The organism is Sinomonas atrocyanea (assembly GCF_001577305.1).
GTDB classification, from domain to species: Bacteria; Actinomycetota; Actinomycetes; order Actinomycetales; family Micrococcaceae; genus Sinomonas; species Sinomonas atrocyanea.
This window is the reverse complement of record NZ_CP014518.1, coordinates 2,983,272-2,998,353: the sequence shown is the minus strand read 5'-3', so window position 1 is coordinate 2,998,353 and position 15,082 is coordinate 2,983,272. Positions and strand designations below refer to the sequence as shown.

Annotated in this window: 15 protein-coding genes; 10 read left to right on the top strand and 5 right to left on the bottom strand. The window is 72.7% G+C overall.

All coding sequences use genetic code 11. The features are described from left to right. Window positions 1-63 precede the first annotated feature (63 nt). Window positions 64-1,050 (top strand): LysR substrate-binding domain-containing protein, encoded by a 987-nt coding sequence (locus tag SA2016_RS13775; RefSeq protein WP_066499070.1) that lies wholly within the window; start codon window positions 64-66, stop codon window positions 1,048-1,050. Between the two features lie 31 nt (window positions 1,051-1,081). Here SA2016_RS13775 and SA2016_RS13770 read toward each other — a convergent pair whose 3' ends face one another. Together SA2016_RS13770 and SA2016_RS13765 are read right to left on the bottom strand one after the other, a co-directional pair. Beyond that, window positions 1,082-1,912: an aldo/keto reductase gene (locus SA2016_RS13770; RefSeq protein ID WP_066499062.1), complete on the bottom strand. Its 831-nt coding sequence runs from the start codon at window positions 1,910-1,912 to the stop codon at window positions 1,082-1,084. Window positions 1,913-1,956: 44 nt separating this feature from the next. Further along, window positions 1,957-2,985: a nitronate monooxygenase gene (locus SA2016_RS13765; RefSeq protein WP_066499060.1), complete on the bottom strand. Its 1,029-nt coding sequence runs from the start codon at window positions 2,983-2,985 to the stop codon at window positions 1,957-1,959. Window positions 2,986-3,048: 63 nt separating this feature from the next. Between SA2016_RS13765 and SA2016_RS13760 the strand changes: the two genes are divergently transcribed. The 7 genes from SA2016_RS13760 to SA2016_RS13730 all read left to right on the top strand — a co-directional run bounded on the left by SA2016_RS13760 (window position 3,049) and on the right by SA2016_RS13730 (window position 9,647). Beyond that, window positions 3,049-3,945, top strand: coding sequence for an N-acetylglucosamine kinase (locus SA2016_RS13760; RefSeq protein WP_084249786.1), 897 nt, complete (start codon window positions 3,049-3,051; stop codon window positions 3,943-3,945). 73 nt (window positions 3,946-4,018) lie between these two features. Further along, window positions 4,019-5,131: an ABC transporter ATP-binding protein gene (locus SA2016_RS13755; RefSeq protein ID WP_276508581.1), complete on the top strand. Its 1,113-nt coding sequence runs from the start codon at window positions 4,019-4,021 to the stop codon at window positions 5,129-5,131. Beyond that, window positions 5,131-5,799: an ABC transporter permease gene (locus SA2016_RS13750; protein ID WP_066499056.1), complete on the top strand. Its 669-nt coding sequence runs from the start codon at window positions 5,131-5,133 to the stop codon at window positions 5,797-5,799. Before SA2016_RS13755 ends, SA2016_RS13750 begins: the two co-directional genes overlap by 1 nt. Continuing rightward, the gene (locus SA2016_RS13745) at window positions 5,796-6,503 is read left to right on the top strand and encodes an ABC transporter permease (RefSeq protein WP_229710769.1); all 708 of its coding nucleotides are present in this window, start codon (window positions 5,796-5,798) and stop codon (window positions 6,501-6,503) included. Before SA2016_RS13750 ends, SA2016_RS13745 begins: the two co-directional genes overlap by 4 nt. Next, on the top strand, window positions 6,500-7,453 hold the full coding sequence (locus tag SA2016_RS13740; protein ID WP_066499055.1) for an ABC transporter substrate-binding protein: 954 nt from the start codon (window positions 6,500-6,502) through the stop codon (window positions 7,451-7,453). The genes SA2016_RS13745 and SA2016_RS13740 overlap by 4 nt, the downstream gene beginning before the upstream one ends. Before the next feature lie 75 nt (window positions 7,454-7,528). Beyond that, the gene (locus SA2016_RS13735; protein WP_066499053.1) at window positions 7,529-8,749 is read left to right on the top strand and encodes a pyridoxal phosphate-dependent aminotransferase; all 1,221 of its coding nucleotides are present in this window, start codon (window positions 7,529-7,531) and stop codon (window positions 8,747-8,749) included. 34 nt (window positions 8,750-8,783) lie between these two features. Continuing rightward, window positions 8,784-9,647 (top strand): polyphosphate kinase 2 family protein, encoded by an 864-nt coding sequence (locus tag SA2016_RS13730; protein ID WP_066499050.1) that lies wholly within the window; start codon window positions 8,784-8,786, stop codon window positions 9,645-9,647. A 12-nt stretch (window positions 9,648-9,659) separates the two neighbouring features. Here the strand turns inward: SA2016_RS13730 and SA2016_RS13725 are convergent, their stop codons facing one another. Both SA2016_RS13725 and xseA read right to left on the bottom strand, forming a co-directional pair. Further along, window positions 9,660-9,902 carry an exodeoxyribonuclease VII small subunit gene (locus SA2016_RS13725; RefSeq protein ID WP_066499048.1) on the bottom strand — a complete coding sequence of 81 codons (243 nt, stop codon included), beginning with the start codon at window positions 9,900-9,902 and terminating at the stop codon, window positions 9,660-9,662. Further along, complete coding sequence (gene xseA / locus SA2016_RS13720; protein ID WP_084249528.1) at window positions 9,899-11,281, bottom strand: exodeoxyribonuclease VII large subunit; 1,383 nt, start codon at window positions 11,279-11,281, stop codon at window positions 9,899-9,901. The genes SA2016_RS13725 and xseA overlap by 4 nt, the downstream gene beginning before the upstream one ends. A 176-nt stretch (window positions 11,282-11,457) precedes the next feature. Between xseA and SA2016_RS13715 the strand changes: the two genes are divergently transcribed. Both SA2016_RS13715 and SA2016_RS13710 read left to right on the top strand, forming a co-directional pair. Continuing rightward, window positions 11,458-12,237 carry a hypothetical protein gene (locus SA2016_RS13715; protein WP_066499047.1) on the top strand — a complete coding sequence of 260 codons (780 nt, stop codon included), beginning with the start codon at window positions 11,458-11,460 and terminating at the stop codon, window positions 12,235-12,237. Window positions 12,238-12,300: 63 nt separating this feature from the next. Next, window positions 12,301-13,386, top strand: a complete 1,086-nt coding sequence (locus tag SA2016_RS13710) for a 4-hydroxy-3-methylbut-2-enyl diphosphate reductase (protein ID WP_066499046.1) — start codon at window positions 12,301-12,303, stop codon at window positions 13,384-13,386. A 334-nt stretch (window positions 13,387-13,720) separates the two neighbouring features. Here the strand turns inward: SA2016_RS13710 and SA2016_RS13705 are convergent, their stop codons facing one another. Beyond that, window positions 13,721-15,046 (bottom strand): DNA recombination protein RmuC, encoded by a 1,326-nt coding sequence (locus tag SA2016_RS13705; RefSeq protein WP_084249527.1) that lies wholly within the window; start codon window positions 15,044-15,046, stop codon window positions 13,721-13,723. Between the last annotated feature and the right edge of the window lie 36 nt (window positions 15,047-15,082).

The window sequence follows — 15,082 nt, the reverse complement described above, 5'->3', positions numbered from 1 at the left end:
GGATGCATGCGTCCAATACACTTGTCGACCAAACGCATGGCGCAAACGCATAGGTGGTGTGGCATGACCCAGGCAGCCAGGCCCTCGGCCCCGCTCCACGGCGAGCTCGCGAGGCTCCTGCCGCTCCTTCCCGTCCTCGACGCGGTCGGGCAGACCCGCCACGTCACCGCCGCGGCAGAGCTCCTGGGCGTGCCGCAGCCCACGGTGAGCCGGGCGCTGGCCCGGGCGGCCGGCGTCGTCGGCGCCGAGCTGGTGCGGAAGGAGGGCCGCGGGATCAGGCTCACCCCGGCGGCGGAGCAGCTCCTGCCGGCGGTGCGCACGGCCCTCGAGGAACTCCAGCGCGGGCTCGACGCGCTCCATGAGCGCGCGCACCAGGCCCGCGGGCTCGTGCGGCTCAGCTTCCAGATGACCTTCGGGGAATCGGCCGTGCCGGTATTCGTCAGCGGCTTCCGGGCGGATCACCCGGACGTCCGCTTCGAGCTCATCCAGGGCTCCCGCCAGCACTGCCTCGACACCCTCGCCGACGGCCGGGTGGACCTCGCGATCGTCTCCCCGCGGCCGGAGCCCACTCGGGACCTCGACAGCGCCACCCTCTATGTCCAGGGCGTGCGGCTCGCGGTCCCGGCCGGGCACCGGCTCGCGGGGAGGGCGTCCGTGCGGCTCGCCGAGGTCGCCGACGAGCCGTTCGTCGCGCTCGAGCGCGGGTTCGGCATGCGCAGCATCCTCGACCGGCTCGGACGCGACGCGGGCTTTCGGCCGGACATCGCGTTCTCGGGCCAGGACTCCCGCACGCTGCTCGGGCTCGTCTCGGCGGGCCTGGGCGTGGCGCTCGTGCCTCCCTCGAGCGCGGGGCACGGCGCGGTGTACGGCTCGACGCGCCACGGCGAGGCGCTGGGCTGGGCCGAGCTGGCCCTCGAGGACGAGGGCGCCTTCCGCGAGATCGGGCTCGTCTGGCCGCGGATCGTCGGGGAGCCGCCGCAGGTGCGCCTCTTCCGCGAGCACGTGCTCGCGCTCGACGCCGGCCTGCTCGCCGACGCGTTCGGCCGCTAGAGCCTCCGCGCGAGGCGGCCCCCCGGGGCGCTCAGTGGCCGAACGTCTCCGGGTCCGCGGCCTCGGGGCCGCGGCCGTCGAGCGCATCCAGCGCCGCGAGCTCCTCGCCGGTGAGGTCGAACCCGAACACGTCCAGGTTCGCCGCCAGCCGCTCGGGGTGGGCCGACTTCGGGATCGCCACGAGCCCGTGCTGGGTGTGCCAGCGCAGCACCGCCTGGGCCGGTGTGACCCCGTGCGCCCGGGCGGCGGAGACCACGGCCTCCTCGGCGAGCAGCTCCTGCCCGCGCCCGATCGGGGTGTAGGACTCGGTGACCGTGCCGTGGCCGAGGTTGAACGCGCGGGCCTCGTGCTTGACCCAGTACGGGCTGATCTGCAGCTGGTCGACGTCCGGGGCGACCCCGGTCGCATCGATGAGGCGCTGCAGGTGCCCGGGGAAGAAGTTGGACGTCCCGATCGAGCGCACCTTCCCCTCTGCCCTCAGCCTGATCAGGCCCTCCCAGGCCTGCACATAGGTGTCCTGGTCGGGGTTGGGCCAGTGGATGAGGAACAGGTCCAGGTAGTCGACGCCGAGTTTGCGGACGGCGTTCTCCCACGCGGTGCGCACGCCGTCGACGCTGTGCCACTCGCGGTTGAACTTGGTGGTGATGAACACGTCCCGGCGGTCGAGCCCGGAGCGGCGGATGCCCTCGCCGACCCCGGCCTCGTTGCCGTAGTTCTCCGCAGTGTCGATGTGGCGGTAGCCGAGCTCGAGCGCCGTTGCGACGACCTCGGCGGCCTGGGCGTCGTCGAGGGGCCAGGTGCCGAGGCCGATCTGCGGGATGGAGTGTCCGGACGGAAGCGTGATGAGCGGTGCCGTATCCATGGCCCCAGCCTAGGACCGCGCCCCCGGATGGGGGCAGAGGCCGGTCAGCGCGCGAAGCGCGCCACCACGTCGGCGGCCCGTTCGTCGTGTGCCCCGCGCCAGCCGGTCCCGGCCCACAGGCTCGTCCGTTCGGGGCTGCCGGCCCGGACCGAGGCCGCCTTCATCGGCGCGGTGAGGTAGTGGAGCACGGGGTACGCCGCGGGCGCGTCGGCGAACCTGCGCATGAACCCGTTCTCGAGGCTGCGCGCCCACTTCCCCGAGAAGGAGCGGGTGAGCGCCGTGCGGGCGAAGTCCTGGTCCGCCAGCGCGGCGCGGTACACCGCATTGGTCCCCGCCTCCGGAGTGCGCAGGAACGCGGTCCCGAGCTGGACGGCGGCTGCTCCGGCGTCCCGGGCCGCGGCGGCCGCCTCGGGCGTGCCGATCCCGCCGGCGGCGACCACCGGCAGCTGCGCCCCGGCCGAGGAGAGGGCGGCGCGGACGGCGGCGACGAGCTCCGGGAGCGTGCCCGCGAACGCCGGCAGGCCGAGGAAGGATCCCGAATGGCCGCCCGCGTCCGGGTGCTGGACGACGAGGGCATCCACACCGAGCTCGGCGGCGGCCAGCGCCTCGTCGGGGCCCGTGACGGTCTGGAGGGTGAACGCCCCCGCAGCCCGGAGGGCCGTCACGGCGCTGCGGGCCGGCAGCGCGAACGTGAACGAGACTGCTGCCGGGACCCGCCCGAGGAGGAGATCGAGCTTGGCCGGGTACCCGTCGTCGTCCGTCCAGCGCGGCTCCGGCACGTCTGCCCCCACGGCGGCCGCCTCGGGCAGGAGCCGCTCCCGGAAGGCGAGCACCGCCTCCCGGTCCGCCTCCGCGGGAGAAGGGACGAAGAGGTTGACGCCGAACGGCCGCCCGCCGTCCATCGCGTCGAGCTGGGCGGCGAGCGCCTCGGGCGCCTTGTAGCCGCCCGCGAGGAACCCGAGGCCGCCGGCGGCGCCGACCGCCGCGGCCAGCTCGGGCCGGCTCGGGCCGCCCGCCATCGGCGCGGCGACCACGCCGCCTCCGAACAGGTCCACCGGCAGCGTCGCATCCATGCGCCCACCCTACGCGGTCAGTAGGCTGGGCAGGTGAGCATCCAGACCCCCTCGGGCGGCCCCATGGTCGGCCTCGACATCGGCGGCACCAAGACCCGCGGCATCAAGGTGGTCGACGGAGAGGTCGTGGCCGATCTCGAGGTCGGCAGCGCCAACGTCCAGAACGTGAGCCGCGAGACCGCAGCAGCCAACCTCGCCGAACTCTTCGCGCGGCTCGACGCCGCGGACGCCGCCCTCGTCTTCGCCGGGGCGGGCGGCATCGACACCGCCGCCGATGCCGAGGCGCTCGCCTCGCTGATCCGCCCGCATGTGCCGGCCGCGAGGGTCGAGGTCGTCCACGACTCGCGCCTCCTGCTCGCCGCCGGAGGGGCGCAGACCGGGGTGGCGGTGATCGCGGGAACCGGTTCGGCGGCCTGGGGGACCAACACCGCCGGCGAGGAGGCCCGGGCCGGCGGCTGGGGCTACCTCCTCGGCGACGAGGGCAGCGGGTACTGGCTCGGCCGCGAGGCCGTCCGCTACAGCCTCCACCGCATGAACCTCGGCCTCGAGCCGGACGCCCTCACCCTCGGCCTCCTGGCCGCCACCGGGCTCGCCGAGCCCGGGGAGCTCATCGCCCACTTCCACTCGCCCGAGACGGGCAGGCGCTACTGGGCGCAGCAGTCGCGCGTGGTGACGCAGGCCGCCGACGCCGGGCACGCCGGCGCCCGCTTCCTGATCGACCAGGCCGCCCACGACCTCGCCCGGATGGCGGCCCAGGTGGCCCGCCAGCTCGGCATCGACGGTCCGGTGATCCTGGGCAGCGGGCTGGGCATGAACGTGCCGCGGCTGCAGGAGGGGTTCCGCACCGCGCTCGCCGAGCAGGGCATCGACGATGTGCGGGTCCTGGACCGGGACCCCATCTTCGGCACGATCGAGCTCGCCGCCGCATCGGCAGGGGCAGACCGGCCAGCGCAATCCTGAGGGCGCGCGGTTCCGCGCTGATAGGCTCCCCTCAGCACGCCGAGACAGACTGTCAGCGACCATCGAGGTGTACGTGTCCGATCCCATGATCGAGTTCCACGAGGTGAGCAAGGTCTACGGCGGCCTCACGGCCGTGGACCGCCTCGAGCTGAGCGTGCCCCGGGGACAGATCACCGTGTTCGTCGGCCCGTCCGGCTGCGGGAAGACGACCTCGCTGCGCATGGTCAACCGCATGGTCGAGCCCTCCTCCGGGACCATCACCGTGGACGGCCGCGACGTCGCCTCGCAGCCCGCGCCGCTCCTGCGCCGGTCCATGGGCTATGTCATGCAGGCGGCCGGCCTCATGCCCCACCGCACGGTCGAGGACAACATCGCCACCGTCCCCCGGCTCAACGGAGTCTCCCGCTCCGCCGCGCGCGCCCGCGCGCGCGAGCTGCTCGACGTCGTCGGGCTCCCGCAGAACCTCGGCGGCCGGTACCCCGCGCAGCTCTCGGGCGGCCAGCAGCAGCGCGTGGGCGTGGCCCGGGCGCTCGCCGCCGACCCGCCCGTGCTGCTCATGGACGAGCCGTTCAGCGCGGTGGACCCCGTGGTGCGGCACGAGCTCCAGCAGGAACTCGTGCGGCTGCAGCGCGACCTCGGCAAGACGATCGTGTTCGTCACGCACGACATCGACGAGGCCGTGCTCCTGGGCGACCGGATCGCGGTGTTCGCCGTCGGCGGCCGGCTCGCGCAGGTTGCCGCCCCCGAAGAGCTCCTGCGCGCGCCGGCGGACGACTTCGTCTCCGGCTTCGTGGGGCGCGACCGCGGCTTCCGCCACCTCGGCTTCTACGACGACTCGGGGCTCCCCGTCGAGCCGGCCGAGACCGTCCGCGCGGCGGACGTCCCCTCGGGCAGGGTGGACGAGTGGGCCGTGGCGCTGGATGCGGACGGGCGCCCGGTGGGCTGGGCCGGTCCAGCGTTCCCGGGCACGCTCGTGAGCGGCGGCTCCCTGCACCGCGCCGGCAGCACGCTGCGCTCCGCGCTCGACGCGGCGCTGTCCTCGCCGTCGGGCCGCGGCGTGGTGGTGGACGACGCCGGCCGCCTCCTCGGCACGGTCGGCGCCGGCGAGGTCATCGCTCACGCCGACCGCCGCCGCACCGAGTCCCAGCGCGCCCGCGCTGCCGCGGTCCCGGAGGGCCGCGCCTGATGGAGTGGGCGGTCGCCAACCTGGCGCGGATCCTCTCCCTCACGGGGCAGCACCTCGTGCTCGCGCTGGTTCCGCTCCTCCTCGGCCTGCTCATCAGCCTCCCGCTCGCGCAGGCGGTGCGCCACCGGCGCGCCTGGCGCACGGGGCTGCTGACGCTCAGCTCGGTCCTCTACACCGTCCCCTCGCTCGCCCTGTTCATCATCCTCCCGGTGGTCCTGGGCACGAGGATCCTCGATCCCGTCAACGTGATCGTGGCCCTCACCGTGTACGCCGTCGCGCTCCTCGTCCGGTCCTCCCTCGACGCCCTCGATTCGGTGGACGGAGAGCTGAGCCTCGCCGCCGAGGCCCTCGGCCACACGCCCACCACCCGCTACTTCCGGGTCGACCTGCCGCTCTCGCTGCCCGTGCTCGTCGCCGGGCTGCGGGCCGTGTCGGTGAGCAACATCTCACTCGTGAGCGTCGCCGCGCTGGTCGGCATGCCCAACCTCGGGGTCCTCTTCACCGAGGGCCTCCAGCGCGGCTTCGTCACGGAGATCGTCGTCGGACTCGTGGCGATCCTCGTCCTGGCCCTCGTCATGGACCTCGCGCTCGTGCTGGCCGGGCGGCTGCTCTCGCCGTGGGCCCGGCTCGTCGACGGCGCGGGGCAGCGGAAGGCGGCGCGCTCGTGAACCTCCTCGCGCAGACGTGGGCATGGCTCACCGACCCGATGAACTGGAGCGGGTACTCCAGCATCCCGGGACGCCTCGGCGAGCACGTCTTCTACACCGTGCTCACCCTGGCCATCGCCGCGGCCATCGCCCTGCCCATCGGCGCCTACGTGGGCCACACGGGCCGCGGGCGCGTGCTCGTCGTCGCCGTCGCGGGCGCCCTGCGCGCCATCCCCACCCTCGGGCTGCTCGTGCTGTTCGTGCTGCTCGCTGGGATCGGCCTCATGCCGCCGATCTGGGCCCTCGTCATCCTCACCATCCCGCCGCTGCTGGCCGGCACCTACTCGGGCATCGCGGCGGTGGACCCCGTGGTGGTCGACGCCGCGCGGGCGCAGGGGATGCGCGAGTACCAGGTGCTGCTGCAGGTCGAGCTGCCCAACGCCGTCCCCGTCATCTTCGGCGGGGCACGGGCCGCGATCCTCCAGGTGATCGCGACGGCGACCGTCGTGGCCTACACCAACCTTGGCGGCCTCGGCCGGTACATCTTCGACGGGCTCGCCCTCTCCGACTACCCCCAGATGCTCGGCGGCTCGGTCCTCGTGGCGGCCCTCGCCGTCGTGACCGACCTCGTCCTGGGCACGCTCCTGCGCGTCCTCGTCCCACGCACGCCCTCCGCGAGGGAGGCAGCAGCCCCCGCCGCGGCCGTTACGGAAGGAATGCCATGACCCAGCACATCCCCTTCACCCGCCGCACGGCGCTGACCGCGGCAGCGGGCCTCGGGCTGACCCTGGCCCTGAGCGCCTGCGGCGGCTCCTCGAACCCGCTCAGCTCCGGCAGCGCCGCCCCCGCCAGCGGCGGCGCCGGGAAGGCCCTGGTCATCGGCTCGGCCGACTTCACCGAGAGCCAGATCATCGCCGAGCTGTACGCCGGTGCCCTCAACGCCGCGGGCGTGCAGGCCACGACCAAGCCCAACATCGGGGCCCGCGAGGTCTACTACAAGGCGGTGCAGGACGGCTCCATCGACGTGGTCCCCGACTACACCGGCAACCTCCTGCTGTACGTGGACCCGAAGGCCACCCAGGTCTCGGCCGCCGACATCGCGGGGGCGCTCCCGGGCAAGCTCCCGCAGGGCCTGGGGATCCTGGACCCGGCGAAGGCCGAGGACAAGGACGCCATGGTGGTCACCAAGGCCACGGCCGCGAAGTACCAGCTCAAGAGCCTCGAGGACATGGCCAAGGTGTGCGGCGACCTCGTGATCGGGGCGCCCGCGACCTTCGAGAAGCGCGCCTACGGGCTGCCCGGGCTCAAGGACAAGTACAACTGCGTCCCGAAGCAGTTCCAGCCGATGAGCGACGGCGGCGGGCCCGTGACGCTCAAGGCGCTCCTGTCCAACGACATCCAGGTCGCCGACATCTTCACCACCACGCCGTCCATCGCGGACAACGGACTCGTGGTGCTCGACGACCCGAAGAACAACTTCATCGCGCAGCAGGTGGTCCCGCTCGTGCGGACGGACACCGTCACGGACAAGGCGAAGTCGGTGCTCAACGCGGTCTCGAAGCAGCTCACGACCGACGACCTCGTGAACCTCAACCGGGCAGTGAGCGGGAACCAGAAGCAGTCCCCGGCCGACGCCGCCAAGGCGTGGCTGAAGGAGAAGGGCCTCGCCTCCTGACCCCCGCAGGGGCACGCCACAGGGTGTGAGCAGCATCGCACAGGTGCCGCCCACGCCCTGTGGCATATTGGGTGAATGGCCCAGTTCACGCAGTCCTCCAAGCTCCACAACGTCCTGTACGACATCAGGGGCCCGATCCTGGAGGCTGCCCAGCAGATGGAGGCCGAGGGCCACCGCATCCTGAAGCTGAACATCGGCAACCCGGCCCCGTTCGGCTTCGAAGCGCCGGACGCGATCCTCGTGGACATGATCCGCCATCTCCCGCACGCGCAGGGCTACAGCGACTCGCGCGGGATCTTCTCGGCCCGCACCGCGGTCTCGCAGTACTACCAGACCCGCGGCATCCAGAACATCCACGTGGATGACATCTACCTCGGCAACGGGGTCTCCGAGCTCATCACGATGTCCCTCATGGCGCTGCTCGAGCAGGGCGACGAGATCCTGGTCCCGATGCCGGACTACCCCCTGTGGACGGCCTCCGTGTCCCTGGCAGGCGGCCGCGCCGTCCACTACCTCTGCGACGAGGACCTCGACTGGGAGCCCGACCTCGAGGACCTTGAGTCCAAGATCACCTCCCGGACCAAGGGCATCGTGGTGATCAACCCGAACAACCCCACCGGGGCGGTCTACTCGGACTCCACGCTGCGCCGGATCGTCGAGCTGGCCGAGAAGCACGGCCTGATCATCTTTGCCGACGAGATCTACGAGAAGATCCTCTACGAGGACACCACGCACACGAACCTGGCCGCGTTCACCGGCGAGGACGTGCTCTGCCTGACCTTCTCCGGCCTGTCCAAGGCCTACCGCGTCTGCGGGTACCGGGCCGGGTGGATGGCAATCTCCGGGCCCAAGAAGGAGGCCGCGGACTACCTCGAGGGCATCAACCTCCTGGCCAACATGCGCCTGTGCGCCAACGTCCCCGCCCAGCACGCCATCCAGACCGCGCTCGGCGGCTACCAGAGCATCAAGGACCTCATCCTGCCCGGGGGCCGGCTGCTCGAGCAGCGCAACAAGGCCTACGAGATGCTCAACTCGATCCCGGGCGTCTCGACGAAGCAGGCCAGGGGGGCCCTGTACCTGTTCCCGCGGCTCGACCCGGAGGTCTACCGGATCCGGGACGACGAGAAGTTCGTCCTGGACCTCCTGCGCGAGCAGAAGATCCTCCTCTCCCACGGCAGGGCCTTCAACTGGCACGCTCCGGACCACTTCCGCATGGTCACGCTCCCGGCCGTGGCGGACATCGAGGAGGCGATCGGCCGTATGGCAGACTTCCTCAGCAGGTACAGGGGCAACTGACCCGGACGCCCGGGTCTGACGGCGAGGGGGCCGCATGGGCAAGCGCAAGGCGGGGCACGGCTTCACCGAAGCACCCGAGGACTTCCTCGTGGTCGGGCCGGACTTCCGGCTCGACCGCATCGACCCGGCCTCCACCCCCGGCTTCACCGGCAGCAAGTCCGACGGCGAGGCCATCCTCGCCCAGCGGGACCCCCACCTCGCAGACCTCCAGGAGCGGCTGTTCGCCGAGGGCAAGGGCGGGGGAACCCGCTCGCTCCTGCTGATCCTGCAGGCCATGGACACCGCCGGGAAGGGCGGGATGATCAGCCACGTGGTCGGCGCCGTGGACGTCCAGGGAGTCCAGCTCGCCGCCTTCAGGGCGCCGACGGACGAGGAGAAGGAGCACGACTTCCTCTGGCGGGTCGAGAGGCAGCTCCCCGGGCCCGGGATGCTGGGATGCTTCGACCGGTCCCACTACGAAGACGTCCTCATCCACCGCGTGCACAACTGGGCCGACGCCGCCGAGCTCGAGCGGCGCTACTCGGCCATCCAGGACTTCGAGGCGCACCTCCACGCCTCCGGCACCGAGATCATCAAGGTCATGCTGCACATCAGCCGCGAGGAGCAGAGGCGCCGCCTCGCCGCACGGCTCGACGATCCGACGAAGTACTGGAAGTACAGCCCCTCCGACCTCACGGAGCGCAAGCTCTGGGGCTCCTACATGGACGCGTACCAGATCGCGATCGAGCGCACGAGCACGCCCTACGCCCCCTGGTACGTGGTGCCCGCGGACAACAAGTGGTACGCGCGGATGGTGGTCCAGGAACTCCTCGTCGCCGCGCTCGAGCGCATGGACCCGCAGTGGCCCGCGCCGGCGTTCGATATCGAGGAGCAGAAGGAGCTGCTGGCGCAGAGCTGACCGCGCCGGGGCCTAGCCTTCCGCCCCAGCCCCCGCCGCCGGGGTGCCCTCGCCGCGCGCGGCGTCCAGCCGGCGTCGTGCGCCCTCGAGCCATTCCTCGCAGCGGTTCGCGAGCGCCTCGCCCCGCTCCCACAGCGCGAGCGACTCCTCCAGGCTCACCCCGCCGGCCTCGAGCCGCGAGGCGACGGCCACGAGCTGCTCGCGCGCCTGCTCGTAGGAGAGGTCCTCGAAGGTCTCCTTGGTGTCCTCACTCATGGGTCGGTCCTTCCTGCGGGGCTGCCCGTCTGGAATGCTGCGCCCTGCGGCGCGGGGTGGGTGATGTCCGCGAGCTGGCCCTCGCTGCGGGCCGCGATCGTCCCGCGGGCGAGCCGGACCCGCAGCGCGGTCCCGGCGGGCGCGTCCTCGGGGGCGCACACCACCGTGGCAGCCGGCCCGTCGAGGATCTGCACGACCGAGTAGCCGCGGTCGAGGGTCTGCTGCGGGGAGAGGGAGCGGACCTGGGCGCGCAGGTGCGCCACGGCGTCGGCCGCGCGTTCGACGGCGCCGCTCACCGCGGCCCGCGAGCTGACCCTGAGGCGCTCGAGCTCCTCGTGCCGCGTGGCCACCATGGTCTCCGGCGCGGCGAGGACCGGCCGGCTCCGGATCGAGGCGAGCCGGTCCGATTCCCGCTCCACGAAGAGGCGCACCTGCCGGTCGATCCGGTCGCGGCACTGCCGCACGCGCAGGAGCTCCTCGGCCACATCCGGCACGATGCGCTTCGCCGCGTCCGTGGGGGTCGAGGCCCGCAGGTCGGCGACGTCGTCGAGGATGGGCCGGTCCGCCTCGTGCCCGATCGCGCTGACGACGGGGGTCGCGGCCCCGGCCACGGCCCTGACGAGCGCCTCGTTGCTGAAGGCGAGCAGGTCCTCGAGCGATCCGCCGCCGCGGGCGATCACGATCACGTCGACCTCGGGGCGGGCATCGAGCTCCTTCAGGGCCCCGAGGACCTCGGCCACGGCGTTGGTGCCCTGCACGGCGACCTCGCGCACTTCGAAGGCGACGGCCGGCCAGCGCAGGGCGGCGTTGCGCATGACGTCCTTCTTGGCGTCGGAGTCGCGGCCGGTGATCAGGCCGATCCTGTGGGGGAGCAGCGGCAGGCGCTTCTTGCGCTCCTCGGCGAAGAGCCCCTCCGCCCCGAGGGCCTGACGCAGGTTCTCGATGCGGGCCAGCAGGTCACCGAGCCCCACCGGGCGCATGTCCCGCACGGCCATGCTGAGCCGGCCGGTCTTGAGCCACATCTCGGGCTTGACGAGGGCCACGACGCGGGAGCCGCGCTGGACCGGCTCGCGGAGCCGGGCCATGACGCTGCCCCAGGCGGAGGCCGGCAGCGAGATCTCGGCGTCGACGTCCCGGAGGGTCATGTAGGCGGTCTGGCCGCGGCGGGTCATCTCGATGACCTGCCCCTCGATCCACACGTGGGGCGAACGCTCGATGTGCTCCTTGAGCTTGCGGGAGAGTACGTGGAGCGGCCACGGGTTCTCCGGGCTGGTGTCGGAGGCGCGCGCCGGCAGGGTCGAGGCCGACGCCTCGGCCGCCGGGCCCTGGCCCTCGTCGCCGGCGGCGCCGCCCGGGTCCGCGCGGTCGGTGCTGCCCATGGCGTCGGGGCTCATGGAATCTGGGGATGCTTCCATCTCTGCCACCATAGTTCACGACTATCACGCCCCTCCGACACTCCGGCAGGGCCCCGGGCCGGCAGCGGCGGCGCCGCGGGGTCGAAAGCGGCGGGCGCCGGCGTCGCTAGGATGGTGGGGTTGCCGACCCCGGGAAGTCCATGCGCTCCGTTCTCTCCGCCCTGTCCATCCTCCTCGCCGTGGTGCTCACCGCTGCCGCCGTCCCCTCGCTGTGGATCGAGCGCAACGTGGTGGACGAGGGCGGATTCGTCCGCCTCCTCGAACCGCTGCGCAGCGACGCCGCGTTCCAGTCCGCGCTCGCGAACTCGCTCGCGACCACCGTCGCCTCGGCCTCCGGCGTCCCTCAGGCGTTCCAGCCGGCGGCGACGCGCCTCGCGAACGAGATCACCAACGGCCTGACCACGGACCCGGGCTTCCCCGGCGCGTGGGACGAGACGCTGCGCGAGAGCCACCGGCTCAACTTCAGCCAGGCCGCGGCGTCGAACTCCACCTTCACGCTCGAGCTGCGGCCGTTCGTCGACGTCCTGCTCAAGAGGCTCGGCTCGAGCCTCGGCGTGCAGGCGGGCCAGGCGCCGAGCATCCAGGTGCCGGTGGGCACGGCGCAGCAGCGCTCCTGGCTCACCGCTGCCCAGGAAGCGGCCTCGTACGCCTGGCCGCTCACGGTGGGGGCCGTGCTCGCCTTCGCGCTCGGGCTCCTCTTCGCACGACGCCGCCGGGTCGCCCTCGGCTGGTCCGGCCTGGGCCTGCTCCTGGTCGCCGCGGTGCTCGCCGCAGGGGCGTTCCTCGCCTCGGGAGTGGCCTCGGCCCAGGGCGGCTCGGGAAGCGTGGCAACCGTCTTCGCGACGCGGGCAGGGAAGCTCTTCGCCGACTCGTTCCTGCCGTGGGCGGGGTCGTGGCCCTCGTCGGGGCGGCCTTCCTGATCCTCGCGATCGCGCTCGGCGTCCGGCGCCGTGCGGTCAGCGGGCGCCGGTAGCATGGAATCCATGAGTGTCACCTCGGTTCCCCTGTCCATGCCCACGGTCCCGCGGCGGCGCCGCGCGCCGGAGGACGTGGCCGCCGCGGTTCCCGTCGCCGGCGAGAAGAAGGTCCTGCTCGCGGCCCCGCGGGGATACTGTGCGGGGGTCGACCGGGCCGTCATCGCCGTCGAGAAGGCGCTCGAGCACTATGGCGCCCCGGTGTACGTGCGCAAGCAGATCGTGCACAACCGGCATGTCGTCGAGACCCTCGAGGAGCGCGGCGCGGTCTTCGTCGAGGAGACCGACGAGGTCCCCGAGGGCGCCCTCGTCGTCTTCTCCGCGCACGGGGTGAGCCCCGCCGTCGTGCGCTCTGCCGAGGAGCGCGGGCTGCGGACCATCGACGCGACGTGCCCGCTCGTGACCAAGGTGCACCGCGAGGCCGTCCGCTTCGCCCGGGACGACTACGAGATCCTTCTCATCGGCCACGAGGGCCACGAGGAGGTCGAGGGCACGTACGGCGAGGCCCCGGAGAACACGCAGGTCGTGAACTCTCCCGAGGAGGCCGACACCATCCAGGTCAAGGACCCGGACAAGCTCATCTGGCTCTCGCAGACCACGCTCTCCGTCGACGAGACGATGGAGACGGTGCGCCGGCTGCGCGAGCGGTTCCCCAACCTCCAGGATCCGCCCAGCGACGACATCTGCTACGCCACGTCGAACCGCCAGGCGGCGATCAAGAAGATCGCCCCGCAGGCCGACCTCGTCATCGTGGTCGGATCGGCCAACTCGTCGAACTCCGTCAGGCTCATGGAGGTCGCCCTCGAGTACGGTGCGAAGGCCGCCCACCGGGTCGACTTCGCCAACGAGGTGGATGAGTCCTGGTTCGAGGGGGTCGAGACGATCGGCCTGACCTCCGGCGCGTCCGTCCCGGATGTGCTCGTCCAGGACGTCCTGCGGCTCGCCGCCGAGTACGGGTACGGCACCGTCGAGGAGGTCGTCACGGCGGAGGAGGACATCCTCTTCTCGCTCCCCAAGGAGCTCCGCGCGACCCTGCGCGACGCCGGCGACGCGAGTCGCGGCCTCGGTGGCCGGGGGCGCCGCCCCCAGAGCTGACGCCGAGGTCGCCCGCGAGAGCCTGACGGGGCCCTTCATGACGTCGCGTCAGTCCGATCTGCACGGGGATGCCGGGACGAGCCCAAAGCGGTGGAAGTCCCGTTTTGCGCGGAAAGTCCCCGAGGCGCAGACTTCCTGGCGAGAACGGCACTTTTCCAGTTGCCGGATGGGGGAGTGGCGTCCCGACGGCCGGTTTTACGGCCCGGCCCCGGACCTCGGTCGGCGCCGGACCCGGCGTCGGCGGGCCCCGCCCGTGACCTCGGCGTGGTCCGCGCGCTCGGCCGTTGACGCCAAGGAAGCCCGCGCCACCGCGAGGGCACGCGGCCCGCCCGGCTCAGGCCGAATGCCGCCGCGAGCCCTCGGCGCCCTCGTGGAGTTCCTGGGCGCCCTCGCCCGAGGCTGCTTCCGCCGAGGTGCCCCCGAGCGTGCCCGGCAGTGCCGTGATCCCGTTGTCCTTCCACATCTGCTCGTCGAGGAGCTCGCTCGCGCTCAGCACGCGGGGCGTCGTCTCGACGGGAGGCAGCTCCGGCAGGGTCTCCGGCGAGCCGAGATCGAGCGCGCTGATCCGGCGCGCGGTCGGGAGGACCCGGGACTCGAGGGCACCGATGAACGCGTTGTACCGTTCCACGGACCCCTTGAGGGAGGACCCGAGGCGGGCCACGTGGCCGCCCATCGTGCTCAGCCGCCCATAGAGCTGCTGGGAGAGGTCAAACAGCTCGCGCGCGTTCTCGGTGAGGAGCTCCTGCCGCCAGCCGAAGGCGACCCCCTTGAGGAGGGCCATGAGCGTCGCCGGAGATGCGAGCGCCACGTTGCGTCCGAAGGCGTAGTCGAGCAGCCCGGCGTCGGCGCGGAGCGCCTCGGCCAGGAAGGACTCAGCGGGGAGGAAGCAGACGACCAGTTCCGGACTGGACCCGACGGCCTCCCAGTACTTCTTGCTCCCAAGGGCGTCCACATGCGCCCGCAGCGCCTTGGCATGCTCGGCGAGGTGCCGGTCCCGCTGCGCGAGGCCCGCAGGGCTCTGGTCCTGCGCGTGCTCCTGGGCCTTGAGGTAGGCCCCGAGTGGCACCTTGGAGTCGACGACGATCTGCTTCCCGCCCGGCAGCTGCACCACGAGGTCGGGCCGGACTGCACCGCCGTCGCCCGAGGTGGAGACCTGCTCCGCGAAGTCCACGCGGTCGAGCATCCCCGCGGCCTCGACCACCCGGCGCAGCTGGATCTCGCCCCACGTCCCGCGGGAGGAGTTGTTCGCGAGCGCCGCGGTCAGGGCGTGCGCCGTCTGCAGCAGCGCCGCGTCCGAGGCCCGGGCGTCCTGCAGCTGCTGGGCGAGCTGGCCGAACTGCTCCACCCGATCGCGTTCGAGCACGGCGACGGCGCGCTGGACGGCACTGAGCTTCTCCGCCACCGGGGCGAGGGCATGGAGGACGGTGTTCTCCTGTTCGTCGAGCGAGGTGAGGGCGGCGTTCTGCCGCGCCAAGAGGTCCCGCTCCGCGCCCGCGGCGGCCAGGGCTGCCTCCGCCGACGCCAGGCGGGACTGCAGCGCGGGGAGGTCGCCGCCGTCGTGCGCGGCCTTCCGCCGCTGCCGCGCGGCCCCGGCCAGCGCCCCTAGCACGAAGGCGAGCAGCGCCACGAGCACCATCACGAGAATCTGCGTTCCGTCCATGGGCCCACTGTCGCACGCGGCACCGACAATTCTCGG

What these genes read in the sequence shown, in the direction of transcription:
- SA2016_RS13775 (WP_066499070.1), top strand. Translation starts at nt 64, where the DNA reads ATGACCCAGGCAGCCAGGCCCTCGGCCCCGCTCCACGGCGAGCTCGCG.
- SA2016_RS13770 (WP_066499062.1), bottom strand. Translation starts at nt 1,912, where the DNA reads ATGGATACGGCACCGCTCATCACGCTTCCGTCCGGACACTCCATCCCG.
- SA2016_RS13765 (WP_066499060.1), bottom strand. Translation starts at nt 2,985, where the DNA reads ATGGATGCGACGCTGCCGGTGGACCTGTTCGGAGGCGGCGTGGTCGCC.
- SA2016_RS13760 (WP_084249786.1), top strand. Translation starts at nt 3,049, where the DNA reads ATGGTCGGCCTCGACATCGGCGGCACCAAGACCCGCGGCATCAAGGTG.
- SA2016_RS13750 (WP_066499056.1), top strand. Translation starts at nt 5,131, where the DNA reads ATGGAGTGGGCGGTCGCCAACCTGGCGCGGATCCTCTCCCTCACGGGG.
- SA2016_RS13740 (WP_066499055.1), top strand. Translation starts at nt 6,500, where the DNA reads ATGACCCAGCACATCCCCTTCACCCGCCGCACGGCGCTGACCGCGGCA.
- SA2016_RS13735 (WP_066499053.1), top strand. Translation starts at nt 7,529, where the DNA reads ATGGCCCAGTTCACGCAGTCCTCCAAGCTCCACAACGTCCTGTACGAC.
- SA2016_RS13730 (WP_066499050.1), top strand. Translation starts at nt 8,784, where the DNA reads ATGGGCAAGCGCAAGGCGGGGCACGGCTTCACCGAAGCACCCGAGGAC.
- SA2016_RS13725 (WP_066499048.1), bottom strand. Translation starts at nt 9,902, where the DNA reads ATGAGTGAGGACACCAAGGAGACCTTCGAGGACCTCTCCTACGAGCAG.
- xseA (WP_084249528.1), bottom strand. Translation starts at nt 11,281, where the DNA reads ATGGGCAGCACCGACCGCGCGGACCCGGGCGGCGCCGCCGGCGACGAG.
- SA2016_RS13715 (WP_066499047.1), top strand. Translation starts at nt 11,458, where the DNA reads ATGCGCTCCGTTCTCTCCGCCCTGTCCATCCTCCTCGCCGTGGTGCTC.
- SA2016_RS13710 (WP_066499046.1), top strand. Translation starts at nt 12,301, where the DNA reads ATGAGTGTCACCTCGGTTCCCCTGTCCATGCCCACGGTCCCGCGGCGG.
- SA2016_RS13705 (WP_084249527.1), bottom strand. Translation starts at nt 15,046, where the DNA reads ATGGACGGAACGCAGATTCTCGTGATGGTGCTCGTGGCGCTGCTCGCC.